General features: G+C 70.8%; 26 protein-coding genes. 15 read left to right on the forward strand and 11 right to left on the reverse strand.

Annotated features, from left to right (window positions below; genetic code table 11):
* Positions 1-23: 23 nt before the first annotated feature.
* The 4 genes from hpt (at position 24) to J2Z33_RS00760 (ending at position 2,507) form a co-directional block, all read left to right on the forward strand.
* A complete protein-coding gene (gene hpt / locus J2Z33_RS00745) occupies positions 24-566 on the forward strand; it encodes a hypoxanthine phosphoribosyltransferase (RefSeq protein ID WP_209836875.1) in 543 nt (180 codons plus the stop codon).
* Between the two features lie 92 nt (positions 567-658).
* Positions 659-919 carry a GlsB/YeaQ/YmgE family stress response membrane protein gene (locus J2Z33_RS00750; protein WP_209836877.1) on the forward strand — a complete coding sequence of 87 codons (261 nt, stop codon included), beginning with the start codon at positions 659-661 and terminating at the stop codon, positions 917-919.
* Positions 920-1,104: 185 nt separating this feature from the next.
* Complete coding sequence (locus J2Z33_RS00755) at positions 1,105-1,575, forward strand: c-type cytochrome (protein ID WP_209836879.1); 471 nt, start codon at positions 1,105-1,107, stop codon at positions 1,573-1,575.
* Positions 1,575-2,507: a cytochrome c gene (locus tag J2Z33_RS00760; protein ID WP_209837465.1), complete on the forward strand. Its 933-nt coding sequence runs from the start codon at positions 1,575-1,577 to the stop codon at positions 2,505-2,507. The genes J2Z33_RS00755 and J2Z33_RS00760 overlap by 1 nt, the downstream gene beginning before the upstream one ends.
* Before the next feature lie 64 nt (positions 2,508-2,571).
* On the opposite strand, the gene lipA is transcribed toward J2Z33_RS00760, so the two are convergent.
* Entirely contained in the window at positions 2,572-3,516 is a 945-nt protein-coding gene (gene lipA, locus J2Z33_RS00765) for a lipoyl synthase (RefSeq protein WP_209836881.1), read from the reverse strand.
* Between the two features lie 149 nt (positions 3,517-3,665).
* On the opposite strand from lipA, the gene J2Z33_RS00770 reads away from it, so the two are divergent.
* Positions 3,666-4,271: a LysE family transporter gene (locus J2Z33_RS00770; protein ID WP_209836883.1), complete on the forward strand. Its 606-nt coding sequence runs from the start codon at positions 3,666-3,668 to the stop codon at positions 4,269-4,271.
* Positions 4,272-4,286: 15 nt separating this feature from the next.
* Here the strand turns inward: J2Z33_RS00770 and J2Z33_RS00775 are convergent, their stop codons facing one another.
* Positions 4,287-5,507 carry a DUF6456 domain-containing protein gene (locus J2Z33_RS00775; protein ID WP_245218365.1) on the reverse strand — a complete coding sequence of 407 codons (1,221 nt, stop codon included), beginning with the start codon at positions 5,505-5,507 and terminating at the stop codon, positions 4,287-4,289.
* A 221-nt stretch (positions 5,508-5,728) separates the two neighbouring features.
* Between J2Z33_RS00775 and J2Z33_RS00780 the strand changes: the two genes are divergently transcribed.
* Complete coding sequence (locus tag J2Z33_RS00780; RefSeq protein WP_209836885.1) at positions 5,729-6,028, forward strand: DUF6477 family protein; 300 nt, start codon at positions 5,729-5,731, stop codon at positions 6,026-6,028.
* 68 nt (positions 6,029-6,096) lie between these two features.
* Here J2Z33_RS00780 and J2Z33_RS00785 read toward each other — a convergent pair whose 3' ends face one another.
* Positions 6,097-7,650, reverse strand: a complete 1,554-nt coding sequence (locus J2Z33_RS00785; RefSeq protein WP_209836887.1) for a trimethylamine methyltransferase family protein — start codon at positions 7,648-7,650, stop codon at positions 6,097-6,099.
* Positions 7,651-7,785: 135 nt separating this feature from the next.
* On the opposite strand from J2Z33_RS00785, the gene guaA reads away from it, so the two are divergent.
* The 9 genes from guaA (at position 7,786) to J2Z33_RS00830 (ending at position 17,009) form a co-directional block, all read left to right on the forward strand.
* A complete protein-coding gene (gene guaA / locus J2Z33_RS00790) occupies positions 7,786-9,369 on the forward strand; it encodes a glutamine-hydrolyzing GMP synthase (protein ID WP_209836889.1) in 1,584 nt (527 codons plus the stop codon).
* A 68-nt stretch (positions 9,370-9,437) separates the two neighbouring features.
* Positions 9,438-10,427 (forward strand): zinc-dependent alcohol dehydrogenase family protein, encoded by a 990-nt coding sequence (locus J2Z33_RS00795; protein ID WP_209836891.1) that lies wholly within the window; start codon positions 9,438-9,440, stop codon positions 10,425-10,427.
* A gap of 12 nt (positions 10,428-10,439) precedes the next feature.
* Positions 10,440-11,303: a DMT family transporter gene (locus J2Z33_RS00800; protein WP_209836893.1), complete on the forward strand. Its 864-nt coding sequence runs from the start codon at positions 10,440-10,442 to the stop codon at positions 11,301-11,303.
* A 92-nt stretch (positions 11,304-11,395) separates the two neighbouring features.
* Entirely contained in the window at positions 11,396-12,532 is a 1,137-nt protein-coding gene (locus tag J2Z33_RS00805; protein ID WP_209836895.1) for an OmpP1/FadL family transporter, read from the forward strand.
* Positions 12,533-12,611: 79 nt separating this feature from the next.
* On the forward strand, positions 12,612-13,487 hold the full coding sequence (locus J2Z33_RS00810) for a P-loop nucleotide/nucleoside kinase family protein (protein WP_209836897.1): 876 nt from the start codon (positions 12,612-12,614) through the stop codon (positions 13,485-13,487).
* A 74-nt stretch (positions 13,488-13,561) separates the two neighbouring features.
* Entirely contained in the window at positions 13,562-14,494 is a 933-nt protein-coding gene (locus J2Z33_RS00815; protein ID WP_209836899.1) for a homoserine O-succinyltransferase, read from the forward strand.
* Positions 14,491-15,462, forward strand: a complete 972-nt coding sequence (locus tag J2Z33_RS00820; RefSeq protein WP_209836901.1) for an alpha/beta fold hydrolase — start codon at positions 14,491-14,493, stop codon at positions 15,460-15,462. The genes J2Z33_RS00815 and J2Z33_RS00820 overlap by 4 nt, the downstream gene beginning before the upstream one ends.
* A gap of 45 nt (positions 15,463-15,507) precedes the next feature.
* Positions 15,508-16,389, forward strand: a complete 882-nt coding sequence (gene ppk2, locus J2Z33_RS00825; protein ID WP_209836903.1) for a polyphosphate kinase 2 — start codon at positions 15,508-15,510, stop codon at positions 16,387-16,389.
* Positions 16,390-16,391: 2 nt separating this feature from the next.
* Positions 16,392-17,009 (forward strand): TetR/AcrR family transcriptional regulator, encoded by a 618-nt coding sequence (locus J2Z33_RS00830; RefSeq protein WP_209837469.1) that lies wholly within the window; start codon positions 16,392-16,394, stop codon positions 17,007-17,009.
* A 37-nt stretch (positions 17,010-17,046) separates the two neighbouring features.
* Here J2Z33_RS00830 and J2Z33_RS00835 read toward each other — a convergent pair whose 3' ends face one another.
* From J2Z33_RS00835 to J2Z33_RS00870, 8 genes are all read right to left on the reverse strand, one after another.
* A complete protein-coding gene (locus J2Z33_RS00835; protein ID WP_209836905.1) occupies positions 17,047-17,970 on the reverse strand; it encodes a hypothetical protein in 924 nt (307 codons plus the stop codon).
* Between the two features lie 151 nt (positions 17,971-18,121).
* Positions 18,122-19,222, reverse strand: coding sequence for an ABC transporter ATP-binding protein (locus tag J2Z33_RS00840; RefSeq protein ID WP_209836907.1), 1,101 nt, complete (start codon positions 19,220-19,222; stop codon positions 18,122-18,124).
* On the reverse strand, positions 19,219-20,031 hold the full coding sequence (locus tag J2Z33_RS00845) for an ABC transporter permease (RefSeq protein WP_209836910.1): 813 nt from the start codon (positions 20,029-20,031) through the stop codon (positions 19,219-19,221). Before J2Z33_RS00845 ends, J2Z33_RS00840 begins: the two co-directional genes overlap by 4 nt.
* Positions 20,028-20,918, reverse strand: coding sequence for an ABC transporter permease (locus J2Z33_RS00850; RefSeq protein ID WP_209836912.1), 891 nt, complete (start codon positions 20,916-20,918; stop codon positions 20,028-20,030). The genes J2Z33_RS00845 and J2Z33_RS00850 overlap by 4 nt, the downstream gene beginning before the upstream one ends.
* Positions 20,919-21,072: 154 nt before the next feature.
* Positions 21,073-22,863 (reverse strand): acyltransferase family protein, encoded by a 1,791-nt coding sequence (locus J2Z33_RS00855; protein ID WP_209836914.1) that lies wholly within the window; start codon positions 22,861-22,863, stop codon positions 21,073-21,075.
* Between the two features lie 136 nt (positions 22,864-22,999).
* Positions 23,000-23,491 (reverse strand): 30S ribosomal protein S9, encoded by a 492-nt coding sequence (gene rpsI / locus J2Z33_RS00860; protein WP_209836916.1) that lies wholly within the window; start codon positions 23,489-23,491, stop codon positions 23,000-23,002.
* A gap of 2 nt (positions 23,492-23,493) precedes the next feature.
* On the reverse strand, positions 23,494-23,955 hold the full coding sequence (gene rplM, locus J2Z33_RS00865; protein ID WP_209836918.1) for a 50S ribosomal protein L13: 462 nt from the start codon (positions 23,953-23,955) through the stop codon (positions 23,494-23,496).
* A 133-nt stretch (positions 23,956-24,088) separates the two neighbouring features.
* A complete protein-coding gene (locus tag J2Z33_RS00870) occupies positions 24,089-24,514 on the reverse strand; it encodes a PaaI family thioesterase (RefSeq protein WP_377109543.1) in 426 nt (141 codons plus the stop codon).
* Positions 24,515-24,516: the final 2 nt, after the last annotated feature.

Raw genomic sequence — 24,516 nt, forward strand, 5'->3', positions numbered from 1 at the left:
CGCGCCAGACCCCCGAGAGAGCCATGCCCCAGCGCCCTTACGCCATCGACCAGCTCATTTCCGCCAAGGCCATCGCCGCGCGGATCGAGGACCTCGCCCGCGAGATCGCGGCCGAGTTCGCGGGCACCGACAAGCTGGTGGTCGTGGGCCTGCTGCGCGGCTCGTTCGTGTTCATCGCCGACCTCGTGCGCGAGATCGACCTGCCGGTGGAGGTCGATTTCCTGGAGGCCTCCTCCTACGGCGACGCCACCGAGTCCTCGCGCGAGGTCCGCATCCTCAAGGACCTCCGCGCCGCCATCGAGGGCCGTGACGTGCTGCTGGTCGAGGACATCGTGGACACCGGCCACACGTTGAACCACGTCACGCGCTACCTGCTCACCCGCAAGCCGCACCGGCTCAAGACCATCGCGCTCCTCGACAAGCCGTCCCGGCGCGAGGTGGACTTCAAGGCCGACTGGATCGGCTTCTCCATCCCCGACGAGTTCGTGGTGGGCTACGGCATCGACTTCGCCCAGCGCAACCGAAACCTCCCCTACATCGGCAAAGTCCGCTTCAGCGAGGACTGATCCCGGCGCGCTTCGCTTGGATCAAAACGCCCCGTTCCGCGTTGGGAGCCCGGCAGGTCGCGCCACGGGCGGCCACAACGGAGGACTGCACAATGTCGATCATCGCCTGGATCATTGTCGGCATCATCGCTGGCTGGATCGCGGAGAAGATCATGGGCCGGAACGACGGCCTGCTGATGAACCTCGTCATCGGCGTCGTCGGCGCGCTCGTCGGCGGCTGGATCTTCGGCGCCTTCTTCGACGCGGGCGACGCGACCAGCGGCGGCTGGATCTGGAGCATCTTCGTCGCCGTCATCGGCGCCGTCGTCCTGCTCTGGATCATCAACATGGTCCGGGGCCGCAAGGCGCGCTGACCGTGCCGACCCGGACGCGGCCGGAGCCGCCGGCTCCGGCCGACCCGATCCCCGCCGCGCCATGCACCGAGCCGATCGGACCTTGGTCCGACGCGCAGCGCAGTGTGCGTTTTTCGGATTGGGACAACGGCGCGTCCGCCCTTAGTCTGCCCACACAGCCACCTCCAGCCAAGGAAGCCCGTCCGATGCGCCGTCTCACCAAGATCGCCTGCCTCGCCGCCACCGCGCTGACCGCCACCTCCGCCCTCGCCCAGGACCAGAGCCCCGAGCAGACCGCCCTGGAGATCCGTCAGGGCCACATGCTCAACTACGCCGCCAACCTGGGCGTCGTCGGCGGCATGGCGCGCGGCGATCGCGAGTATGACGCCGCCGCCGCCCAGGTCGCGGCCGACAACCTCCTGCACCTCGCCTCGATCAATCAGTCCTACTACTGGCCCGAGGGCACATCGAACGCCGACATGGAGGAATCGCGCGCCCTCCCGGCCATCTGGGAGAACATGGCCGACTTCGACGCCAAGCAGGAGACCCTTCTCCAGGCCGTGACCGCCCTCCAGGCCGCCGCCGGCACCGACCTCGCCACGCTTCAGGGCGCGATGGGGGCCGTGGGCCAGTCCTGTGGCGGCTGCCACGAGGACTACCGCGAATCGGACGAATGATGCGACGGGCGCTGACGGCCCTGGGTGCCTTGGCCCTCGTGGGCGCTGGCGTGGCCTGGTGGCTGACGGCGCCCGACCCTCTCCCCGAGGAGGAGCTCGCCGCGTTGCAGGGCGACGCCGCGCGCGGCCGGACGATCTTCGCCGCCGCCGGCTGCGCCTCCTGCCACGTCGCCCCCGACAGCCCGACGACCGACGCGCCCGTGCTCGCCGGCGGCCAGCGCTTCGTCACCCAGTTCGGCACCTTCGTCGCGCCCAACATCTCGCCGTCGCCGCAGGGCGTCGGCGACTGGACCGACGCGCAGGTGATGAACGCCGTCCTGCGCGGCGTCTCGCCCGAGGGGCGGCACTACTACCCCGCCTTTCCCTGGAACGCCTACAACAAGGCCGATCCGCAGGACGTGGCCGACCTCGTGGCCCACCTGCGGACGCTCCCCCCCTCCGACGCCGAGAGCCTGCCGCACGAGGTCCCCTTCCCCTTCAACATCCGCCGCTCGCTCGGCGGCTGGAAGCTCCTGTTCATGCAGACCGACTGGGTGATCGCAGGTGACCTCACGCCCGAGCAGGAGCGTGGCCGCTACCTCGTGGAGGCGCTGGGCCATTGCGGCGAATGCCACACCCCGCGCAACATCCTGGGCGGCCTGCGCACCTCCGCCTGGCTGTCCGGCGCGCCCGATCCCTCGGGCACCGGCCACAACCCCAACATCACCCCCGCCGGCCTGCAATGGAGCGAGGCCGACATCGTCGCCATGCTCCAGTCCGGCTTCACCCCCGACTTCGACGTGGTCGGCGGCGAGATGTCCGAGGTCGTGGCCAACACCGCCCAGCTCACGGACGAGGACCGGCAGGCCATCGCCGCCTATCTCAAGGCCGTCCCGCCCATCGAATCCGCCGCGCCCGAGCCCGGCACCGGCGACTCGACCGCCGAGGAATAGCTCCACCTCGTAGGGCGGGCCTCAACCCGCCACCGGCGCGACAGGGCGGGCTCGGGCCCACCCTTCACGCCAGCTTCGCCTCCCGCGCCGCCCGCAGCTTCGCGAAGTCGTCTCCCGCATGATAGCTCGACCGCGTCAGCGGCGAGGCCGAGACCATCAGGAACCCCTTGCCTCGCGCCGCCTGCTCGTAGTCGGCGAACTCCTCGGGCGTCACGAAGCGATCCACCCGGTGATGCTTGGGGCTCGGCTGGAGATACTGACCGATCGTCAGGAAATCCACGTCCGCGGCCCGCATGTCGTCCATGACCTGCAACACGCCCTGCCGGTCCTCGCCCAGGCCCACCATGATCCCCGACTTGGTGAAGGCCCCCGGCCAGATCTCCTTGGTCCGTTGCAGCAGCCGCAGCGAATGGAAGTAGCGCGCCCCCGGCCGCACCTCGGGATACAGCCCCGGCACCGTCTCGAGATTGTGGTTGAACACGTCCGGCCGCGCCGCGAGCACCACCTCCAGCGCCTCCGGCCCGCATTTCAGGAAGTCGGGCACCAGCACCTCGATGGTCGTCGCGGGCGACCGCCGCCGGATCGCCCGGATCGTCATGGCGAAATGCTCCGCCCCCCCGTCCGACAGGTCGTCGCGGTCCACGCTGGTCACGACCACGTGCGACAGCCCCAGCTTCGCCACCGCGTCCGCCACCCGCCCCGGCTCGAAGGCGTCGAGCGCCGACGGCCGCCCCGTCGCGACGTTGCAGAAGGTGCAGCCGCGCGTGCAGATCTCGCCCATGATCATCATGGTGGCGTGGCCCTGGCCCCAGCACTCGCCGACGTTGGGGCAGCCCGCCTCCTCGCAGACCGTGGTCAGCCGATGCTCGCGCATGATCCTGGCCGTCTCGCGATAGCCCTCCGAGGTCGGCGCCTTCACCCGGATCCAGGCGGGCTTCCTCGGCTGCTCCTGGTCGGGCCGGTGCGCCTTCTCGGGATGCCGCTCCCCGGGGATCGTCAGGTCGCGCATGATGGCCCTCTCCGTGCTGGCGTCTCCCGCCCTAGATAGGCGTCCGCGCGCCCGGACGCCAGCGCCGCCGGCCCGGCCATGCGACCCCGCGCCGCGCGACCGCCCCGGGCATTGACGCAGGGGCCGTTCCCGCCCATGTCGCTCCCGCCATGACCCCGATCGAGACCGCCCTCGCCATCTGCGCGCTCCTGGTCACGCCGGGGCCGACCAACACGCTCATGGCCATCGCCGGGGCCGAGAGGGGCTGGCGCCGCGCCATCCGCCTCGTTCCGGCCGAGCTTTGCGCCTATCTCGCCACGACGCTGCCGCTCGCGCTCCTGGGCGCCGCGCTCCTCGCGCGGGCGCCGCAGGCCAAGGTGGCGGTCACGGCGCTGGCGGCGCTCTGGGTCGGCTGGCTCGCGGTCGCCATGTGGCGGGTGCCGCCGGCCCGCGCGGGCGTCGTCACCGTGACGGCCCGGCGGGTGGCGGTGACCACCCTCCTCAACCCCAAGGCGCTGATCTTCGGTCTCGTGCTGCTGCCCGGGCCCGATGGAGGGCTCGACGGGGGGCCCGATGGGGCCCGGCTCGGGGCCAACGTCGCGATCTTCGCCGCCGAGGTCGTGGCGGTCGCGCTGCTCTGGGCCGGGCTCGGCGCGGCGCTGCGCCGGGGCGGACGGCAGGAGCCCGGCCTGCCCGCGCCGTGGCGGCGCGCGGCCTCGGTCTGGCTGGGCGCGCTGGCGGTCTACCTCATGGGGCGGGTGGTGGGCCTGGCCTGACATCATCGCCCCTCCTCAGCCGATCGTGGGCACGTCGAGCCGGTAGTGCTGGCCCAGCCGCTCCAGCGCGATCCGCAGCACCACCTTGCCCGACCGCGCCGACCAGCCCAGCCGCTTCTCGACCTGCTCCAGCCCTTCCAGCAGGCAGCAGGCCCGCAGCGCCACGTCCGCGAGGCCGGGGCCGAGGTCGGCCAGCGCCCTTTCGATGCGCGCCCGCGCCGCCTCGGGGCCGGGGGCCTGCGTGGCCGGGGGCAGGGCCTGGAGGTCCGGCAGCCGCTCCAGCAGGGCGTCCCAGTCCTCCAGGCTCGGCCGCAGCTCCTGCGCGATCTCGAAGTCCTCGCGCAGCCGCTCCCCGGCGGCCACCAGGCCGCGCGGCAGGAAGGGCCGCCCGTCCTCGTCCCGCCGCCGCGCCAGCGCGCAGAGCGGGCTCTCGGCCAAGGCGGACCTCATGTGCCGGAGCCGGGCGTCCTCCACGACCTCCTCGGACGCGACGGCGCCCAGGAAGGCCGCCGGCCCCTCGGCCAGCCCGCCCTGCCGCCGCCCGTCGAGGAGGCGGCGCAGCATCGCCCGGCCCGGCGTGGTGATGCGGTAGCGGCGGACCCGCGAGCCGGGGTCCGGGCAGGCGATCCAGTCGCGCAGCGCCATGGCCTCGGCCAGCCGGCGGCTCACCACCGCGAGCCGCGTCGGCTCGACGCCCGGCACCTCGCGGACGATGATGCCCTTGTCCATGTCGCGCGCCACGGCCAGGACCGAGCCCGCCTCGGCGAGTCGGCGCAGCACCGGCATCGCCTCGCGCGCCAGGAGCCTCTCGCCGACCTTGGACAGCGCGGCCGGCGCCGGCGCGGCCAGGGCCGTCCCGGCCGGGACCGGCTCGGGAGTCGCGGCCGGGTCCGTTCCCGGCGTCGAGGCCGGGGCCGCCCTCCGGCCCGGGACGGGCGCCGGGCCGAAGGACACCGCGTCGGGCGCGACGGGAAGGGGTGCCCCGTCCGACAGCCGCCGCAGCACCGAATCCACCAGCGGATCGTCGCGCAGCGACTCCATCCGCCGCACGCGGCGCAGGATCGTGGACGGATGCACCCGCGAATCGCGCGCCAGGGCGCGGATGGCCCGCCCGCCCTCCGTGTGGGCCAGGTAGTCGCGCGCCGCCGAAGGCACCCAGTCCGGGAACGCCTCTCCCCGATCGGGGCCGCCCACGAATTCCGCACCCTTCTGAGCCACTTGCTCGAACATCGCCATCCGTCTCTCCTTCCTCGCGACGCGGCCTTGCCGCCGTCCGTCGCCCTCGGGCCAATCCTGTGGCCGTCGCGGGAAAGCACGGCGGCCGTCCCCAAGGATGGTTGCCAGTCCCTAAACATCCCTGACAGCAACGAACGCTCAGCCCCCGATTCGCGCAACACCCCCCAAACTCGTGAGAAAGTGTCGGCATCGAACGCGCGCCAACAGGGAAGGGACCGGATATGCTCGATGTTTTGGGGATGATCGCGACGCTGCACCGGCCGGGGCTCCTGGTCCGGGCCGCCCGCTTCGGGGTCAATGGTTACGACAGGGTAAAGCACCTGCCCCGCCTGCTGCGGCTGGCGCGGGCGCCCCGGCACGGGGACGCGATCCTGCGCCTGCTGGAGCTCGAAGCGGTGCTGGAATGGCGGCGGGTCCACCGCGCGGCCGGCTACCGGCACGGACGGCACGTCGCCGTCCTGAGCGCGCTGCTGGGCGAGGCGCGGGCGCTGCGCGCGGCCTCGCGGCCGGTGGCGCCGTGACGGCCCCGGCGCGCAGCACCCGGGGGACGGACGGGCCGCGCGGCGTCGCGCGGCCCGTCCTCCCGCCGTCAGAGGAAGGCGTCGGGCACGGCGGCCTTCTTGCGCGCCACGTAGTCGTCGAGCGACTCGCGGATCGCGGGGTCAAGGTCGGGCTGGCGGTAGGTCTCCAGCATCCGCTTGACGCGCGCCGAGGCCAGCGCCTGCGTGTCGCGGCCCCCTTCCTCGTCCCAGGTCTCGAAGGGCTTGTAGTCGAGGAGGTCCGAGCGCCAGAAGGCGTCCTTGAAGTTGGCCTGCGTGTGGGCGCAGCCGAGGAAGTGCCCGCCCGGCCCGACCTCGCGGAGGGCGTCCATCGCCTGCCCGTTCGCGTCCATCGCCACGCCGCGCGCGAAGTGGTGCAGCGCGCCGAGCTGGTCCGCGTCCATCACGAACTTCTCGTAGGACGACACGAGCCCCCCTTCGAGCCAGCCGCAGGCGTGGAGCATGAAGTTGACGCCCGACAGCAGCCCCATGTTGAGGCTGTTGGCCGATTCGTAGGCCGCCTGCGCGTCGGGCAGCTTCGATCCGCAGAAGCCCCCCGCCGACCGGTAGGGCAGGCCCAGCCGGCGCACGAGCTGGCCGGTGCCGTAGGTGATGTGGCTGGCCTCGGGCGTCCCGAAGGTCGGCGCGCCCGAGTTCATGTCGATGGAGGTCACGAAGGCCCCGGCGATGACCGGCGAGCCCGCGCGGACGAGCTGGCTGTAGGAGACGCCCGCCAAGATCTCGGCCAGGACCTGCGTGAGGGTGCCCGCGACGCTGACCGGCGCCATCGCGCCGCCGACGATGAACGGGGAGACGATGCTGGCCTGGTTGTTCGCCGCATAGACCTCGAGCGCGCCCATCATGATGCCGTCGAAGGTCAGCGGCGAGTTGATGTTGATGAGCGAGGTCATCACGGTGTTCGCTTGGACGAAGTCCGCGCCGAACAGCAGCGACGCCATGTCCACGCTGTCCTGCGCCCGGTCCGGCGCGGTCACGGACCCCATGAAGGGCTTGTCCGACAGCGTCATGTGGGCATGGAGCATATCGAGGTGGCGCTTGTTCACCGCGATGTCGGTCGGCTCGCAGACCGTCCCGCCCGAGTGGTGCAGCCACTTGCTCATGTAGCCGAGCTTCACGAAGTTGCGGAAGTCCTCGATAGTGGCGTAGCGGCGGCCCCCTTCGGCGTCGCGCACGAAGGGCGGGCCGTAGACGGGGGCGAAGACCAAGGCGTTGCCGCCGATCTCCACGTTGCGCTCGGGGTTGCGGGCGGCCTGAGTGAAGCGGCCGGGCGCGGTGGAGCAGAGCTTGCGGGCGAGGCCGCGCGGGATGTGCACCCGCTCGCCCCGCACGTCCGCGCCGGCGTCGCGCCAGCGGACCAGCGCGCCGGGGTTCTCGACGAAGTTGACGCCGATCTCCTCCAGCACCGTCTCGGCATTGGCCTCGATGATCTGGAGGGCCTCCTCGTTGAGGACCTCGAAGTTGGGGATGTTGCGCTCGATGAAGCGGGCGGTCTCGACGCTGACGGCCGTGCGCTCGGCCCGGCGGGCGGCGCCGCCCCCGCCCCGCGCCCGGCGTCCCGTTCCAGCTTCGGCCACGTCAGCCATGGTGCATCTCCCTCGTGCTTTCCCGCCTCATACCGGGGCAACCCCGACGGCCGGAAGGAGGATGCGCCCCTTCGCGCCCAAAAGCGACATCCGGAGCGCTTGCGCCGCTGCGCCTGCCGTCCTATGGCCCGCCGCATGACCCTTGACACCGCCCAGATCGCCGCCGCCGCGCACCAGCGCCTGCTCATCATCGACTTCGGGAGCCAGGTCACGCAACTGATCGCCCGACGGTTGCGCGAGCTGTCGGTCTATTGCGAGATCCACCCGTTCAACGCGGTGACGCCGGAGTTCATCCGCGATTTCGCCCCGCAGGCGGTGATCCTGTCGGGCGGACCGGCGTCGGTCTTTGCCGAGGGGGCGCCGCTGCCGCCGCGCGAGGTGTTCGAGCTGGGCGTGCCGGTGCTGGGCATCTGCTACGGCCAGCAGGCGATGATGCATATGCTGGGGGGCAAGGTGGAGTCGGGCCACGGCACCGCCGAGTTCGGGCGGGCCTATGTGACCCCTGGCGACGACACGCTCGACCTCCTCAAGGGCTGGTTCCTGGAGGGGCGCGAGGAGGTCTGGATGAGCCACGGCGACCACGTGAGCCGCCTTGCGCCGGGCTTCCAAGTCTATGGCACATCGCCCAACGCCCCCTTCGCCATCACGGCGGACCCGGAGCGGCACTTCTACGCCGTGCAGTTCCACCCGGAGGTGCACCACACGCCGAACGGCCGGACGCTGTATGCCAACTTCCTGCGGCTGGCGGGATTCCGGGGCGACTGGACCATGGCCGGCTACCGCGACGAGGCGATCCGCAAGATCCGGGAGCAGGTGGGCGACGCGAAGGTGATCTGCGGGCTGTCGGGCGGGGTCGATTCGTCGGTGGCGGCCGTGCTGATCCACGAGGCGATCGGGGACCAGCTCACCTGCGTCTTCGTGGATCATGGCTTGCTGCGGAAGGGCGAGGCCGAACAGGTCGTGTCGATGTTCCGCGACCACTACAACATCCCTCTCGTCCACGCGGACGAGTCCGAGCGGTTCCTGACGGCGCTGGAGGGGCTCGACGACCCCGAGCAGAAGCGCAAGACCATCGGGCGGCTGTTCATCGACGTGTTCCAGGAGCACGCGAACGCGGTCGGCGGGGCCGAGTTCCTGGCGCAGGGGACGCTGTATCCCGACGTGATCGAGTCGGTCAGCTTCTCGGGCGGGCCGTCGGTCACGATCAAGAGCCACCACAACGTCGGCGGCTTGCCTGCGAAGATGGGGCTGAAGCTGGTCGAGCCGCTGCGCGAGCTGTTCAAGGACGAGGTGCGGCAGCTCGGGCGCGAGCTGGGGCTGCCCGAATCGTTCATCGGACGGCATCCGTTCCCCGGCCCCGGCCTCGCGATCCGCTGCCCCGGCGTGGTCACGCGCGAGAAGCTGGCGATCCTGCGCGAGGCGGACGCGGTGTTCATCGACCAGATCCGCCGGCATGGCCTGTATGACGAGATCTGGCAGGCCTTCGCCGCGATCCTGCCGATGCGAACCGTGGGCGTGATGGGCGACGGGCGGACCTACGACTACGCGCTGGCGCTGCGGGCGGTGACCTCGGTGGACGGGATGACCGCCGACTACTACCCGTTCACCCACGAGTTCCTGGGCGAGACGGCGACGCGGATCATCAACGAGGTCCGGGGCGTGAACCGGGTGTTCTACGACTGCACGTCGAAGCCGCCGGGAACCATCGAGCTCGAATAGCGGCTCCCTCTGGCCCCTGCCCTCGGTCCGTGCTTCGTTGGGGCGCGTCGCGTAAAGGGGGGAGCGCCATGCAGGCAGGCCGTCTGATCGAGGTCGGGCAGTTCGAGGTCATGGAGGTGCCCGAGCCGGTGCCCGCCCCCGGCGAGGTGCTGGTCCGGGTCGCTGCCGCCGGGATCTGCGGGACCGACCGCCACCTGCTCAGGGGCGAGTTCCTGGGCACGCCTCCGGTGGTGCTGGGGCACGAGTTCTCGGGCGTCGTGGAGGCGCTGGGCGAGGGCGTGACGGGTCTCCAGGTCGGCGACCGCGTGGCCTGCGATCCCAACATCGCCTGCGGGGCCTGCCCCTCCTGCCTGCGGGGCCGGATCAACCTGTGCGAGCGGCTGGTCGCGGTGGGCGTGAACCGGGACGGCGGCTTCGCGGAGCTTTGCGCCTTTCCGGCGCATCGGGCGGTGCCGCTGCCTGCCGGCCTTGGCCTGCGTGAGGCGGCGCTGTCGGAGCCGCTGGCCTGCTGCCTCCATGCGCTCGACATCGCCGCGCCCCGACCGGGCGAGCGGGCGATCATCCTGGGCGGCGGGGTCATCGGGCTCCTCTGCCTCCAGCTCTGCCGCCTCGCCGGGGCCGAGGTCCTGCTGGTGACGCGCTCCCCCGACCGGCGACGGATCGCGGAGGGCCTGGGCGCGCGGACCGTCGCCTTGGCCGAGGAGGCGCGGGGCGTCTGGCCGCGCGGGGCCGACCTCGTGCTCGAATGCGCGGGCGTGGCCGAGACGGTGGCCGAATCGCCCCGCCTTGCGGCGCGCGGCGGGCGGGTGGTCATCGTCGGCGTGCTGGCGCGGGGCGAGACCGTGGCCATCGAGCCCTTCGACCTCCTCGTGCGCGAGGTGGATTTGCGGATGGCCTTCGTGAACCCCTTCACGCAAGGGCGCGCGGTGCAGCTTTTGGCCAGCGGCGCGATCGAGGCCGACCCCCTCATCACCCGCGAGGTCGGGCGGGAGGAGCTGCCGGGCCTGCTGGCCGCGCGGCCCGGCCCCTCCGAGGTCAAGGTGCTGGTGACAGGGTGACAAGGTGACGAGATGACGGGCCGACACGGCGGGACGGCCGTCGCCGCCGCCTGGATGGCGGGGGCCATCGCCGCCTTCTCGCTCCTTGCCGTGGCGGGGCGCGAGGTCAGCCCCGAGTTCGACACCTTCGAGATCATGCTCTGGCGCAGCGGATTCGGCCTTTTGGTCGTCACGGCGCTGATGGTCGCGCGGGGGCGGCTGGCCGACGCGCGGCCGCGCCGGCTGGCGGTCCATGGCGCGCGGAACCTCATCCACTTCGCGGGCCAGAACCTCTGGTTCCATGCCCTGGCGGTGCTCCCCCTCGCGCAGGTCTTCGCGCTGGAGTTCACCTCGCCGCTCTGGGTGCTGCTGCTCGCGCCGCTGCTGCTGGGCGAGAGGCTGACGCGGCGGGGGCTCCTGGCCGGGGCCGTCGGCTTCCTCGGCGTGCTGCTTGTGGCGCGGCCGGGCGTCGTCGCGATCAGCCCCGGCCTCCTCGCCGCCGCGCTCTGCGCCGTCTGCTTCGCGCTCACCTCCATCGTCACCAAGCGGCTGACGCGGACCGAGCCCGTGACCGCGATCCTGTTCTGGCTTTGCCTGATCCAGCTCGGCCTTTCGCTCCTCGTCACCGCGCGCGACGGGGTGGTGCCGGTGCCCGGCCCGGACCTGCTGCCCTGGTTCGGGGTGATCGGGATTGCGGGCCTTGCCGCGCATTGGTGCCTGACAAGCGCGCTGAGCGCCGCCCCGGCCTCGGTGGTGATGCCGCTCGACTTCCTGCGTCTGCCGGTGATCGCGGTCGTGGGCTGGGCGGCCTATGGCGAGGCGCTGGACCCGCTCCTGTTCCTGGGGGCCGGGCTGATCCTGGCGGGGAACCTCCTGACGCTCCGCCCCTCCTCGTGACGCGCCGTCACGGACGAGGTCGCGCGTTGACGCAAGGCCGTCCGGGCCGTGATGCTTCCTCCAAAGAACGATTGAAAATCGCGGGAGGAATCATGAAGAGCATTGCATGGGGCACCTTGGCCCTGCTGGCCGTCCCGACCCTGGCCGGAGCCGGAGCGCTCGACCGCACGGGCCAACCCGTGAGCATCCTGTTCGCCGAGGGCACCTATGCCGAGCTGAGCTTCGGCTGGACCGACCCGGACGTGCAGGGAGCAGTGGTGGGCCTGAGCTCGGGCGACGTTGCGCCGGGCTATGCGCAGGCGGCGCTGTCCTTCAAGACCGACCTCGGCCCGCGCTTGTCGGCGGCGCTGATCCTCGAGGCGCCGTTCGGCGCGGACGTGGATTACGACGAGACCGATCCGGGTTATCCGATCGCGGGGTCCTCGGCCAAGATCGACACCTCGGGGATCACCGCGATCGGGCGCTACCGGATCAACGACGCCTTCAGCGTCCATGCCGGGCTGCGGCGGGTCACGGTGTCCCCCGATCTGTCCGCCAGCGTGACGATCCCTGGCTCGGGCGGGATCATCGGCTCCTACGACGGCGACTTCGAGAGCGATTCGGACACGGGGTATGTCGTGGGCGCGGCCTACGAGCGGCCGCAGATCGGGTTGCGCGTGGCGCTCACCTATTCGAGCGAGACCTCCTTCTCCAACGAGACCGCCTATCGCGTCGTCAACCTGCCGGGTCCCGCCGAGGCCGAGGGACTCTCGACGGACTACACCCTGCCGCAGTCGGTGAACCTCGACGTGCAGACCGGCATCGCGGCGAACACGCTGCTGTTCGGCTCGATCCGCTGGGCCGACTGGTCCGAGACCGAGGTCGTGGTGCCCGGTCCCTACCCGTCGAACCCGGTGGTCAGCTACGAAGAGGACATCGTGACCTACACGCTGGGAATCGGACGGCGGATCTCGGACCGGCTGTCGGGCTCGGCCTCGGTGATCTACGAGCCCGAGACGGGGAGCGACTTCGACCCGGCGGTCGCGGGAAGCGGCGTGTCGAACCTCGCGCCGACGACGGGGCAGCTCGGGCTGCAACTGGCGGCGAGCTATGCCGTGACCGAGAGGATCGAGGTCGGGGGCGGCATCCGCTACACCCGGCTGGGCGACACCACGACGCGCGGCATCGGTGCGGAGTTCGAGGACAACGACGCGCTGTCGCTGGGCCTGCGGGTGGGCGTCCGCTTCTGAGGCGCGGGGTCCGGGCTTGCGCCGCCCGCCGCTTTGCGGTGATTGGGCGGCGCGAGCGGCTGAAGGGGACCCCCGCGCGATGATCTTCAAGACGGCGGAAGACTGGCTGAACGCGCCGGAGCGGCATGTGGTCCTGTTCGGGATGTCGGGGCTGGGCAAGACCCATGTCGCCAAGGCTCTGCGCGAGGCGGGCGGGTGGTTCCACTATTCCATCGACTACCGCATCGGCACCCGCCACATGGGCGAGCTCATCGCCGACAACGCCAAGCGCGAGGCGATGAAGGTCCCCTTCCTGCGCGAGCTGCTGCTCAGCGATTCGATCTACATCGGTTCGAACATCACCTTCGATAACCTCGACCCGGTCTCGACCTACCTGGGCAAGCCGGGCGACCCGGCCAAGGGCGGCCTGCCCTTCGCGGAATACCAGCGCCGGCAGGACGAGTTCCGCGAGGCCGAGGTCGCGGCGCTCCTGGACACCGGGCGCTTCATCGAGCGGGCGCGGGCGCTGTATGGCTACCCGAATTTCGTCTGCGACACAGGCGGGTCGATCTGCGAATGGGTGAACCCCGACGATCCCCGCGACCCGGTGCTGACGGCGCTGGCCGCGCGCTGCCTGATGATCTGGATCGAGGGGACCGAGGCCCACACGGCCGAGCTGGTGCGCCGCTTCGACAAGGCGCCCAAGCCCATGGCCTACCGGCCGGACTTCCTGCTGCGGATGTGGGGCGACTACCTGGCGCAGCGAGGGGTGGCCGAGGACGAGGTGGACCCCGACGACTTCATCCGCTTCACCTACGCCAAGGCGCTGGCGCACCGGCAGCCGCTCTATGCGGCGATGGCCCGGAATTGGGGCGTTCGCGTCCGGGCCGAGGACATGGCCCGCGTCAACGGCGAGGCCGCGTTCGTGGAGGTGGTGGCGGAGGCGCTGCGGGAGCGAATGCGCGGCGCGGCATAGCCGACCTGCCAGGGGCGCGCCTTGCGCCCCGGCCTGCCTTCGCCTAAATCCCCGGCCTTCCCGAGGTTTCCGCCATGCCGATCAAGCTGCCCGCCGACCTGCCCGCCTTCGACATCCTGACCCGCGAAGGAGTCATGGTCATGTCCGATACGCGCGCGGCCCGGCAGGACATCCGGCCGCTGCGGATCGGCCTCCTGAACCTCATGCCTCGCAAGATCCAGACCGAGACGCAGTTCGCGCGACTCGTCGCCTCCACGCCATTGCAGATCGAGCTGTCGCTCATCCGCATGACCGAGCACGAGACCAAGAACACCGCCGCCGAGCACATGGCGCAATTCTACCGCCCCTTCGCCGAGGTGGCGGAGTCCGGCGAGAAGATCGATGGCCTGATCGTGACCGGCGCGCCCATCGAGCACCTGCCCTTCGAGGAGGTGACCTACTGGGACGAGCTGCGCCGGGTCTTCGACTGGACTCAGGGGCACGTCCATTCCACCTTCGGCGTCTGCTGGGGCGGCATGGCCATGGCCTACCACTTCCACGGGGTTCAGAAGCACCCCTTGGAGGAGAAGGCCTTCGGGCTCTTCAAGCATCGCGCCCTTGCCCCGGCCTCGCCCTTCCTTCGCGGCTTCTCGGACGAGTTCGTGGTCCCCGTGAGCCGCTGGACCGAGATGCGACGCGAGGAGACCGAGGCGGCGGGCCTCCGGACGCTCCTGCACTCCGATGAGGTCGGGCCGTGCCTCGTGGAGGACGGGGGCCGGCGCGCGCTCTACATCTTCAACCATCTTGAATACGACAGCGACACGCTCAAGCAGGAATACGACCGCGACGTGGCGGCGGGGGCGCGCATCCTGCTGCCGCGCGACTACTTCCCCGAGGACGACCCGAAGAAGGCGCCGCCGAACCGCTGGCGGAGCCACGCGCATCTTCTCTACGGCAACTGGATCAACGAGATCTACCAGACCACGCCCTACGATCTCGCCGCCATCGGGACGGCCGAGTCGGCATGATCGGCTGGGCCGCCCTCGGCCTCGCGCTGGGCGGCCTCGCCATGACGGAGATCCGCGCGGCCCGGCGCGAGCGGGCGGCGCTCGCGGCCTTCCCGCCCGACGGGCGCATCCTGGAGGTCGGAGGACGGCGCGTCCATGCGGTGACGCGGGGGGTCGGACCGGACGTAGTGCTGCTCCACGGCGCGTCGGGGAACACGCGCGACATGACCTTCGGCCTCGTCGGCCAGCTCGCCGGGCGCTACCGCGTCACTGCCTTCGACCGCCCCGGCCTCGGCCACACCGGCCGCGTCCGCGACGGGCTCGATGGCCCATTCCGCAAGGACTGCGAGAGCCCCGCCGAGCAGGCGGCGCTCCTGCGCGACGCCGCCCGGCTCCTTGGGATCGAGCGACCGATCGTGCTGGGCCACTCGCTGGGCGGCGCGGTGGCGCTGGCCTGGGCGCTGGACGACCCCAGGGGAACGGCGGCCGTCGTGGACGTGTCCGGCGTGACGATGCCCTGGCCCGAGCCGCTCGACCTTCTTTACCGCCTGAACGGCCGGCTGGTGGGCGGGGCCGCGCTGCCGCCCCTCATGGCCGCCTATGCAGGCGACGGCCTCCTGCGCCGCGCCTTGGCGGCGATATTCGAGCCCGACCCGGTGCCGCCCGGCTATGCCGAGCACATCGGCCTTCCCCTCGTGCTCCGCCGCGCCTCTCTCCGCGCCAACGCCCGCCAGATCGGCACCCTGCGCCGCCACGTCGCCGAAATGTCCCGTCGTCACGGGGAGCTGCGGCTCCCCCTGGAGATCGTCCACGGCGAAGCCGACATCATCGTGCCGCCCGGCATTCATTCCCTGCCGCTGTCGCGGATCGTCCCCGACGCGAACTTGGTGATGCTGCCCGGCACCGGCCACATGGCCCATCACGCCCATCCCGAGGCGGTGGTCGCCGCCGTGGACCGCGCCCATGTCCGCGCGACCTCGGGTGGTTGAACCCGCCTGCCCCGCCTCCATAGTATGTCGGAGGAGGATGCGACCATGGACCTGCCGCTCGACGGGGCGATCTCCCGATACTACCGCGAGGAGGCCCCGCCCGACGTGCGCCGCCTCCTCGACTCGGCGGACAAGGACGACATCGCCAACCCGCGCTTTCCCTATCCCGAGCAGATGAAACGCCACGCCTACGAGGAGGAGATGGCCCGCCTCCAGGCCGAGCTCGTGCGCTTCCAGGCCTGGGTCAAGGACGCCCGCGCCCGCGTCCTCGTCGTTTTCGAGGGCCGCGACGCCGCCGGCAAGGGTGGCTCGATCAAGGCCTTCAGCGAGAACCTGAACCCGCGCGGCGCCCGCGTCGTGGCGCTGGCCAAGCCGACCGAGATCGAGGCGGGCCAGTGGTACTTCCAGCGCTACATCGCCGAGCTGCCCACGGCGGGGGAGATCGTGCTGTTCGACCGGTCCTGGTACAACCGGGGGATCGTGGAGCACGTCTTCGGCTTCTGCACCCCCGAGGAGCGGACCCACTGGTTCGAGCAGGTCGGCCCTTTCGAGGATATGCTGGTCAACGAGGGCATCCATCTCTTCAAATTCTGGCTGAACGTCGGGCGGGCCACTCAACTCGAGCGCTTCCTTGACCGCGAGCGCGACCCCCTGAAACAGTGGAAGCTGTCCTGGATCGACGCCGAGGGGCTGGCGAAGTGGGACGACTACTCGGCCGCCATCGCCGAGACGCTGATCCGCACCCATTCCGCCCGCGCGCCCTGGCGGGTCCTGCGCGCCGACGACAAGCGGCGGACGCGGCTGAACCTCATCCGCTCGGTGCTGACGCCCATCGACTACGCCCACAAGGACGCCCGCGCCATCGGCGCGCTCGACCCCAAGATCGTCGGCGGCCCCGAGGTCGTGACCGTCGGTGGGGGCGCGTGACCGTGCTGAAGCGCGGCTACCACCATGGCAACCTTCGCGAGGCACTGGTGGAGGCCTGCCTGCGGCTCATCGCCGAGAAGGGACCGACCGGCTTCACGCTGTCCGAGGCGGCGCGGGTGGCGGGCGTGACCCCGGCCGCCGTCTACCGCCACTTCGAAGGGCGCGAGGACCTGATCGCCGAGGCGGCGCGGCAGGGCTATGAGATGTTCGCGGACCTGCTGGAGCACGCCTGGGGCAAGGGACAGCCCTCGGCGCTTGCCTCCTTCGAGGCGACGGGACGGGCCTACCTCGCCTTCGCGCGAAAGTTTCCGGGGCATTACGTGGCGATGTTCGAGTCGGGCATCAACGTCCAGCGCACGCCCGAGCTGATGATGGCGGCCCGCCGCTCGCGCGAGATCATGGAGCGGGCGGCGCGGGACCTCAGCGAGCACATCCCGCCCGAGAAGCGCCCGCCGCCCGCGATGTTCTGGGCGCATATCTGGGCGCTGTCGCACGGTGTCGTGGAACTCTTCGCGCGGGGGACGCCCGGCACCCGCAGCCCGTTCCCGCCCGAGGACCTGCTGGAGACGGGGATCGGCGTCTATCTGCGCGGCCTGGGGCTCATCCCACCGGACGAGTGACGGCGCGCGGGAGCCTGTCCCGCGCGCCCCGGAACGCTTACTGGCTTGCCGTGCCGCCGCTCATGTCGATGCCGAGACCTTCCGCCCGCGCCTGGTCGATCTGGCAGACCGCGAGGGCGAGCATCGGGTCGCCGCCCGCAGCCGAGGTGTCGGCGGCGGTCGGCTGCGCATTCTCGATAGTGCCGGTCATGTCCGAGCCCGAGGCATCGGCCGTGGCCATGTCCGTGGACCCTGCCGCGCCTGCCGCGTCCGAGGCAGCCGCCGCGCCGGCATCTGCGGTGGAAGTCGCGCCGGTGTCGGCTGCCATGCCGGACATGTCGCTACCGGCGGCTCCCGCGTCGGCGGAGGCCATGTCACCGGACGCGCCGGTGTCCGCCGCCATTCCCGAAGTGTCGCTGCCCGTCGCCGTCCCGGCGTCGGCGGCGGCCATGTCTCCGGCCTGCCCCATCTCGTCCGCCATGCCGGCGCTGCCCGCCGCCGCGCCAGCGGTGCCCGCGTCCGCCGTCGCCCCGCCGGTCGCGCCGGTGGTGTCCATCGCGCCACCCGTGGCCGCCGCCGCCGCGTTGTTCATGGCGCCCACGGCCCCCGCGACCGGCGAGCCTTCGGCGCTGGCCGAGTCGGTGCCCGTGCCGGAAGCCATGTCGGTCGCGCCCGCCATCTCGCTGTCGGCCATGCCGGCGTCACCGGTCGCCTCCGCCGAGGCTGTCTCGTTGCCCAGGCCATGGACCACGGCCGGGTCCATGCCGCTCTCCGCCAGCTTGGCCGAGGCCACCTGCTGGACGGTCGCCTCGTCCATGGAGCAGGCCTCGGCGGCTTGGGCGGCCGAGACCTGGACGGCCATGCCGTCCACGTCGAGGTAGACGTTCTGGAGGTTCTGGTCCGTGCCGCTCTCCTGCGCCACCAATGCGGTCGAGGAAAGCAGGAGAGCCGCCGTCGAGGCAGTCAGGTGCAGGAATTTCATGTCATCTCCTCCGGGTTGGCGGGGCGGATCGTCGTCCGCGCCTTGCGCCAGGCCGCCCGCGGGACGCGGGGACCCACTTTCGAAGAACCTCGGTCGGGGAAAAACGTTCCGCAGCGGAGGGCCGCTCCGGCAAATCGCCGCGACGCCCCTGTCAGCGGCTCAGCACCACCAGCGACCTTTCGTCCCAGACGACCTGCGTCGGCGTGCCGACGTCCAGCACCGGCTGACCGATCAGGTTCTTCATGGAGATGGTGAGCGGACGCTCGATCCCGGGCACGCGCACGTCGTAGTAGGTCATGTCGCCGTAGTAGACGACCTCGTCCACCACCCCGTCGGCGAGGCGGCGGCTCGTGGTCTCGCCCGGGAAGAGAAGGCCCAGCGTCTCGGGCCGCACTCCCACGGTGGTCGCCCCCGGCACGACGCCGCCCGGCGCCTGCTCGGCCTCCACCGCACCGCGCCCCAGGCCCGCCACGTCCACGATGATGCGGTTGCCCTCCATCGCGACCTGTCCGGGCAGGAGGTTCATCTTCCCGATGAACTCGGCCACCCGGCGCGAGGTCGGGCGACGGTAGAGCGTCTCGGGATCGGCCATCTGCTCGATGTCGCCCTCGAACATCACGGCGATGCGGTCGGACATGATGAGCGCCTCCTCCTGATCGTGCGTGACCAGGATGAAGGTAATGCCGACATTGCGCTGCAGCTTGATGAGCTCCACCTGCATCGTCTCGCGCATCTTCTTGTCGAGAGCCGAGAGGGGCTCGTCCAGCAGCAGCACCTTGGGCTTGAGGATCAGCGCGCGGGCCAAGGCCACCCGCTGCCGCTGCCCGCCCGAGAGTGCGTGCGCGGCCCGGCCCCCGTAGCCGCCCAGGCCCACCATCTCCAGCGCCTCGGCGACCGCGCGGGCCTTCTGGTCGCGCGACATCGACTCGCGCCGCAACCCGAAGCCCACGTTCTGCGCCACCGAGAGGTGCGGGAAGATGGCGTAGCTCTGGAAGACCATGTTGGTCGGACGATGGTTGGCGGGCACTGCCGCCATGTCGCGCCCGTCGATGGCGAGAATTCCCGAGGACAGCCCCTCGAACCCGGCGATGGTCCGCAGGAGCGTGGTCTTGCCGCAGCCCGAGGGGCCCAGGAGTGAGAAGAACTCCCCTTGCCGGATCTCCAGGTCGATGCCGCGCAACGCGTGGTAGTCGCCGTAATACTTGTGCACGCCCCGAAGCTGGATCAGCGGGGCCTTCGAGGGGGTGATCACAGGAATCCTCCGCTGTCCTTGAGGCCGGCGCGGGCCACGCCGCGGCGCCGGAAGTATTCGGCGATGACGAGGAGAAGGACCGAAATCGTCACGAGGATGGTCCCCAGCGCCATGATGAGCGGCAGCGCGTCCACGAAGCGCGTCAGCCCGTAGATGTAGACCGGCATCGTCGGATTCGCCCCCGTCAGGAACTGCGCGATCACGAAGTCGTCGAGCGAGATGATGAAGCAGATCAGCAGCGACGAGACGATCCCCGGCAACACCAGTGGCAGGATCACCAGCCGGAAGGCACCCCAGCGCGTTTCCCCGAGATCCATCGCCGCTTCCTCGAAGGAGGGGTCGAGGTTCTGGAAGGCGCCGTTCAGGATGGCGATGGAGAAGGGGATGCAGATCACCGTGTGCGCCGCGATGACCGTCCAGTTCGACAGGTTGAGGTCAAGAACCTGCCGCACGACGATGAGGAGCGCCACCGCGATCACGATCTCGGGCAGCACCAGCGGCAGCATGACGAAGCCCAGCGCGCCCCGCTTCCCGGGGAAGTTCGGCAGGGTTCCTGCCCGCGCCGCGCAGACGCCCAGCGTCGTCGCCAGCAGAGCCGTCACCGTCGCGATGACCAGCGAGTTCCGCAGCGCGTCATGGAGCGCCTGCGTCGTCCAGAGCTGCTCGAACCAGCGGGTCGAGAATCCCGAGAGCGGGAAGGCGATGATCGCCGCGTCGTTGAAGGCGAAGAGCGGCAGCAGCAGGATCGGTGCATAAAGGAACGCGAGATAGATCACCGCGTAGGCGCGGAGGCCCCAGTGCTTCCTCATGCCCGCCCCCGCAGCCAGCGGCGATTCAGCAGGATGAACACGAGGCTCACGATCCCCACGGCCAGCATGGTGATGATCGACAGCGCAGCCCCCAGCGGCCAGTTGTTGAGCTGGAGGAACTGCGTCTGGATGATGTTCGACATGAGCCGCCCGCCCGAGCCCAGCATCAGCTCGGGCGTCACGTAGTCGCCGATGGTGGGGATGAAGACGATCAGCACCGCGCCGACGATGCCGGGCACCGACAGCGGCAGCGTCACCCGCAGGAAGGTTGTCAGCCGGTTCTCGCCCAGGTCCTGCGACGCTTCCAGCAGGCTGCGGTCGATCTTCTCCAGCGCCACGTAGATCGGCAGGATCGCGAAGACCGCGTAGGCATGGGACAGCGTGACGATGACCGAGCTGAGGTTGTAGAGCAGGACCTCCAACGGCTCCTGGATGATCCCTAGCGATTGCAGGCCGGTGTTCACCACGCCGTTGAAGCCCAGGATCACCTTCCACAGGAACACGCGGATCAGGTAGCTGGTCCAGAACGGGATGGTGATGAGGAAGAGCCAGAGCGACTTGCGTTCGGGCGCGGCGACGAAGGACACGAAGTAGGCGATGGGATAGGCCAGCGCCACCGTGATGAGCGTGACCGTCGCCGACACGAACAGCGACAAGGGCAGCACGCCCCAGCGATTCGCGTTGCCCCAGATGTAGATCGGGCCCGTGAAGATCTCGCGGTAGTTGGCCAGGGTGAAGGTCCGTTCGAGGGTCAGCCCGCTCTGGGTCCAGAACGAGATGACGACGATGGCGACGAGGGGGAAGGCGAGCAGCAGGAGGGCGTAGATCAGCGGAGGCGCGACCAGCGCGGCCGCGCGCGCGCCCGGTGACGAGTCGAGAAGTCCCATCTTGTCCGGCCGTCCCCCGTCGCGGTGTCCCCGGGATGTTCACCGAGTGGCGGGGAAGGTCAAGGCTGCTGTCCGGCGCGACGCCCCGTCCCGGACACCGCGCCGCGAAAAAGAGCGGCGTCGGGATCGCCCCAACGGCCCATTGGGGCGTCGCTCACTCGAAGTGCTTCGCGAAGGCGGTTCCCGGCAGCGCCTTGGCGCCGAGATGGATCGCGCCGAAGCGGGTCAGGTGCAGCCGGTCGGGCGTGAGGAGCCGTCCCTCCTCGTCGGTGATCGGGATGAGCCCTTCCGGCGCGATCGCCGCCAGGAGCGAGATGTAGTGACCGGGCGGGATGGCCTGGGCCATCCACGCCTCGCGCGCCAGGGCGTCCGCCGGCACGTCGTTGAGCCGGTTCCCCCTCGCCTCCGGGCCGAGCCGGGCGATCCAGTTGAGGTTGTAGCCGAAGTTCTTGGTGCCGACGTAGAAGAGCGCCTTCCCGTCCCGATCCGTCCGCGCGAGGTCCTTGGCCACGCAGTCCCCGGTGGCCTTGCCCGAGCCGAGCACGATCACCTCGGCGGCCTCGTAAAGGCGGCGGAACACGGGGTCGGAGGACCGATCGAGGCAATCGTAGCGGTCGTCCCTGTAGACGATCTCGACCGCATCCAGCGGCAGGGTCTCCCGCGTGGCGTTGACGAAGTCCCGGGCGAAGCTGTCGCCCAGCACCAGGATGTTCACCCGTTCGGGCTGCGCGAAGGCGTCGGCCTTCAGATCGAAAACCCGCTCGTTGTAGGAGATGTGGAGATCGGCCGACACGGCCCGCCCGTCGGAGTAGAGCCTTCCCGGGAACCCGCGCGTGGCGTTCGCGGCCATCCCGGCCCCGACCAGCAGGACCGCCGCTGCCGCGGCGCAGCCGACGAACCACCCCGTCGAAACCCGGGCAGGGTCGCGGAACGGCCGCTCCACCCAGCGCCAGCTCAGCACGGCGAGCGCGAGCGTGAGGAGGACCGCGCCCGCAAGCGCGACCGGGGCCGGCTCGCGGGCGGCATGGACGCGGAGCAGGGCCAGCACGGGCTGGTGCCAGAGATAGGCGCTGTAGCTGACAAGGCCGAGGCCCACGAGCGGCGCGCGGGACAGGAGCCACCCCGCCCCGGCCTCCGCGCGCGCGAAGGCGAGGATCAGCGCCGCCCCTGCCGTCGGGACCAGCGTCCAGCCGCTCGGCGTCGGAAAGGTCGGGTCGAAGCCCAGGATCGCCGCCGCGACCAACCCCAGCCCCAGTGCCGCGAGGAGGTCGCGCGTCCGTCCCGGCACCTCGCGCCGAGGCACCCCCAACGCGACCAAGGCCCCGAGCAGCAACTCCCAGGCGCGGGTGGGGAGGAGATAGAAGACGCCGGCTGCCATCCGGTCCGACAGGGTCGCGCCCTGCGCGGCCACCGCCAGCGCCAAACTCGCGAGCGCCAGGAGGCCCAGGACCGCCCGGATCCGCCCCGGCCCCCGAGGCCAGAGCAGGGCCAAGAGCGGTGGGAACAGGATGTAGAACTGCTCCTCGACGCCCAGGCTCCAGGTATGGAGCAGCGCCTTGAACTCGGCCGCGAGCGACCAGTAACCCGAGGTCAGCGTCAGGAGCACGTTGTTCGAGAACAGCACCGTCGCCACGACCGATTGCCCGAAATTCTCGAGGTCGTCCGGCAGCATCCAGAGCCAGGCGAAGGGCAGGCAGCTCAGGATCACGGCGAACAGCGCCGGCAGGATTCGCCGGGCGCGGCGCTCGTAGAAGCGGCGCAGGTTCCAGGTTCCCTGCCCGATCTCTCCCGCGATGATCGAGGCGATCAGGAACCCGCTGATGACGAAGAAGACATCGACGCCCGCATGGCCGCCCGGAACGGCGGCGACACCCGCGTGGTGCAGGATCACAGGGACGACCGCGACCGCGCGCAGGCCGTCGATCTCTGGTCTGTAGGTCAGCATCGCATCCGGCACCGGGAAGGCGGGACGTGGCGGCCTGCCGCCTTGTCGACGCGGCCGAGCGGCCCTCACCCGCAGAAGAAAGGGCGCGACCCGCAGGCCGCGCCCCTGGATTCCAATGGACTTGGACGGCCCGGGATCAACGCTTGGAGAACTGGAAGCTCCGGCGCGCCTTGGCCTTGCCGTACTTCTTCCGCTCGACCACGCGGGCGTCGCGGGTCAGGAACCCGGCCGCCTTGAGCGAGGGGCGCAGCGCGGGGTCGTAGAGTTGGAGCGCCTTGGACACGCCATGCTTGACCGCGCCGGCCTGGCCCGACAGGCCGCCGCCGGTGACGGTCGCCATCACGTCGAACTGGTCGGTGACGCCGGCGACCGAGAAGGGCTGGCGCAGGATCATCTGCAGCACGGGGCGGGCAAAATAGACTGCCATCTCCTTGCCGTTGACGACCACCTTGCCGGTGCCCGGCTTGATCCAGACGCGGGCGATGGCGTTCTTGCGCTTGCCGGTGGCATAGGCGCGGCCCAAGGCGTCGCGCACGGGCTCGCGAGGGGCCGGGGCGGGCGCGACCTCGACGGGCGCGGCGACGCCGGCGGCGGAGAGCTGGTCGAAGGACCTGATCTGATCGGCCATGGTTACGCGGTCCTCGTGTTCTTCTTGTTCATGGACTTGACGTCCAGGACTTCGGGCTGCTGGGCGTTCATGCCGTGCTCGATGCCGGCGAAGACCCGCAGATGCGAGAGCTGCTGGCGCGACAGGCGGTTGCGGGGCAGCATCCGGCGGATCGCGTTCTCGACCACGCGCTCGGGGTGGTTGCCATCAAGGATCTGGGCCTTGGTGCGGGACTTGATGCCGCCCGGGTGGCCGGTGTGCCAGTAGAAGCGCTCGTTCCGCTTGTCGCCGGTCAGCTGGACCTTCTCGGCGTTGATGATGATGACGTTGTCGCCCATGTCCATGTGCGGCGTGAACGTCGGCTTGTGCTTGCCACGGAGGCGCATCGCGACGATCGAGGCGAGGCGGCCCAGAACGACGCCTTCGGCGTCGATCAGGATCCACTTCTTCTCGATGTCCGCGGGGGTCGCGGTGAAGGTTTTCATCGGGGTGTCCCAGGATTGAAGGGCGGGGAGGACCCCGCGTCGGAATGGGGGGTTTATACGCATCCCGCTGCCCACGTCAACACGCGCCAGGAACTTAGTTTCCTTACCTATCAGAGCCTTACAGTATTAGGTATCAGGATACCCCATCCGGTGGGATCGAGTAGGTGAAGTTCGCCCGTGCCACCGCCGCCACGTCGCCGTCGCTGCGGAACCGCGCGTCCACGACGGCCAGCGTCCGGCCCAGCTTCAGGACCTCGGCGCGGCAGAGCAGGTCGCGCCCGGCCTCGGGCCTGCGGAGGAAGTCGATGCCGGCGTTGGTCGTCACCGTGAGCCGCCGGGGCCCGATCCGCGACAGGATCGCGCAATAGGCCGCCACGTCCCCCAGCAGGAAGATCGAGGGGCCACCGACCGTGCCGCCCGGCCGCAGGTGCCTCTCCGAGACGCGCAGCCGCAGGGTGATCCCCGCCTCGTCCAGCGCCTCGACCGCGAGCTCCCCGGCGACCTGGGGAAACTCACGCGCGAGGAAGTCGTGCAGGGCCGATCCGTCCATGTGCGGCATGA

Origin of the sequence: Rubellimicrobium aerolatum, from assembly GCF_017872975.1 — a bacterium.
GTDB lineage: Bacteria > Pseudomonadota > Alphaproteobacteria > Rhodobacterales > Rhodobacteraceae > Rubellimicrobium > Rubellimicrobium aerolatum.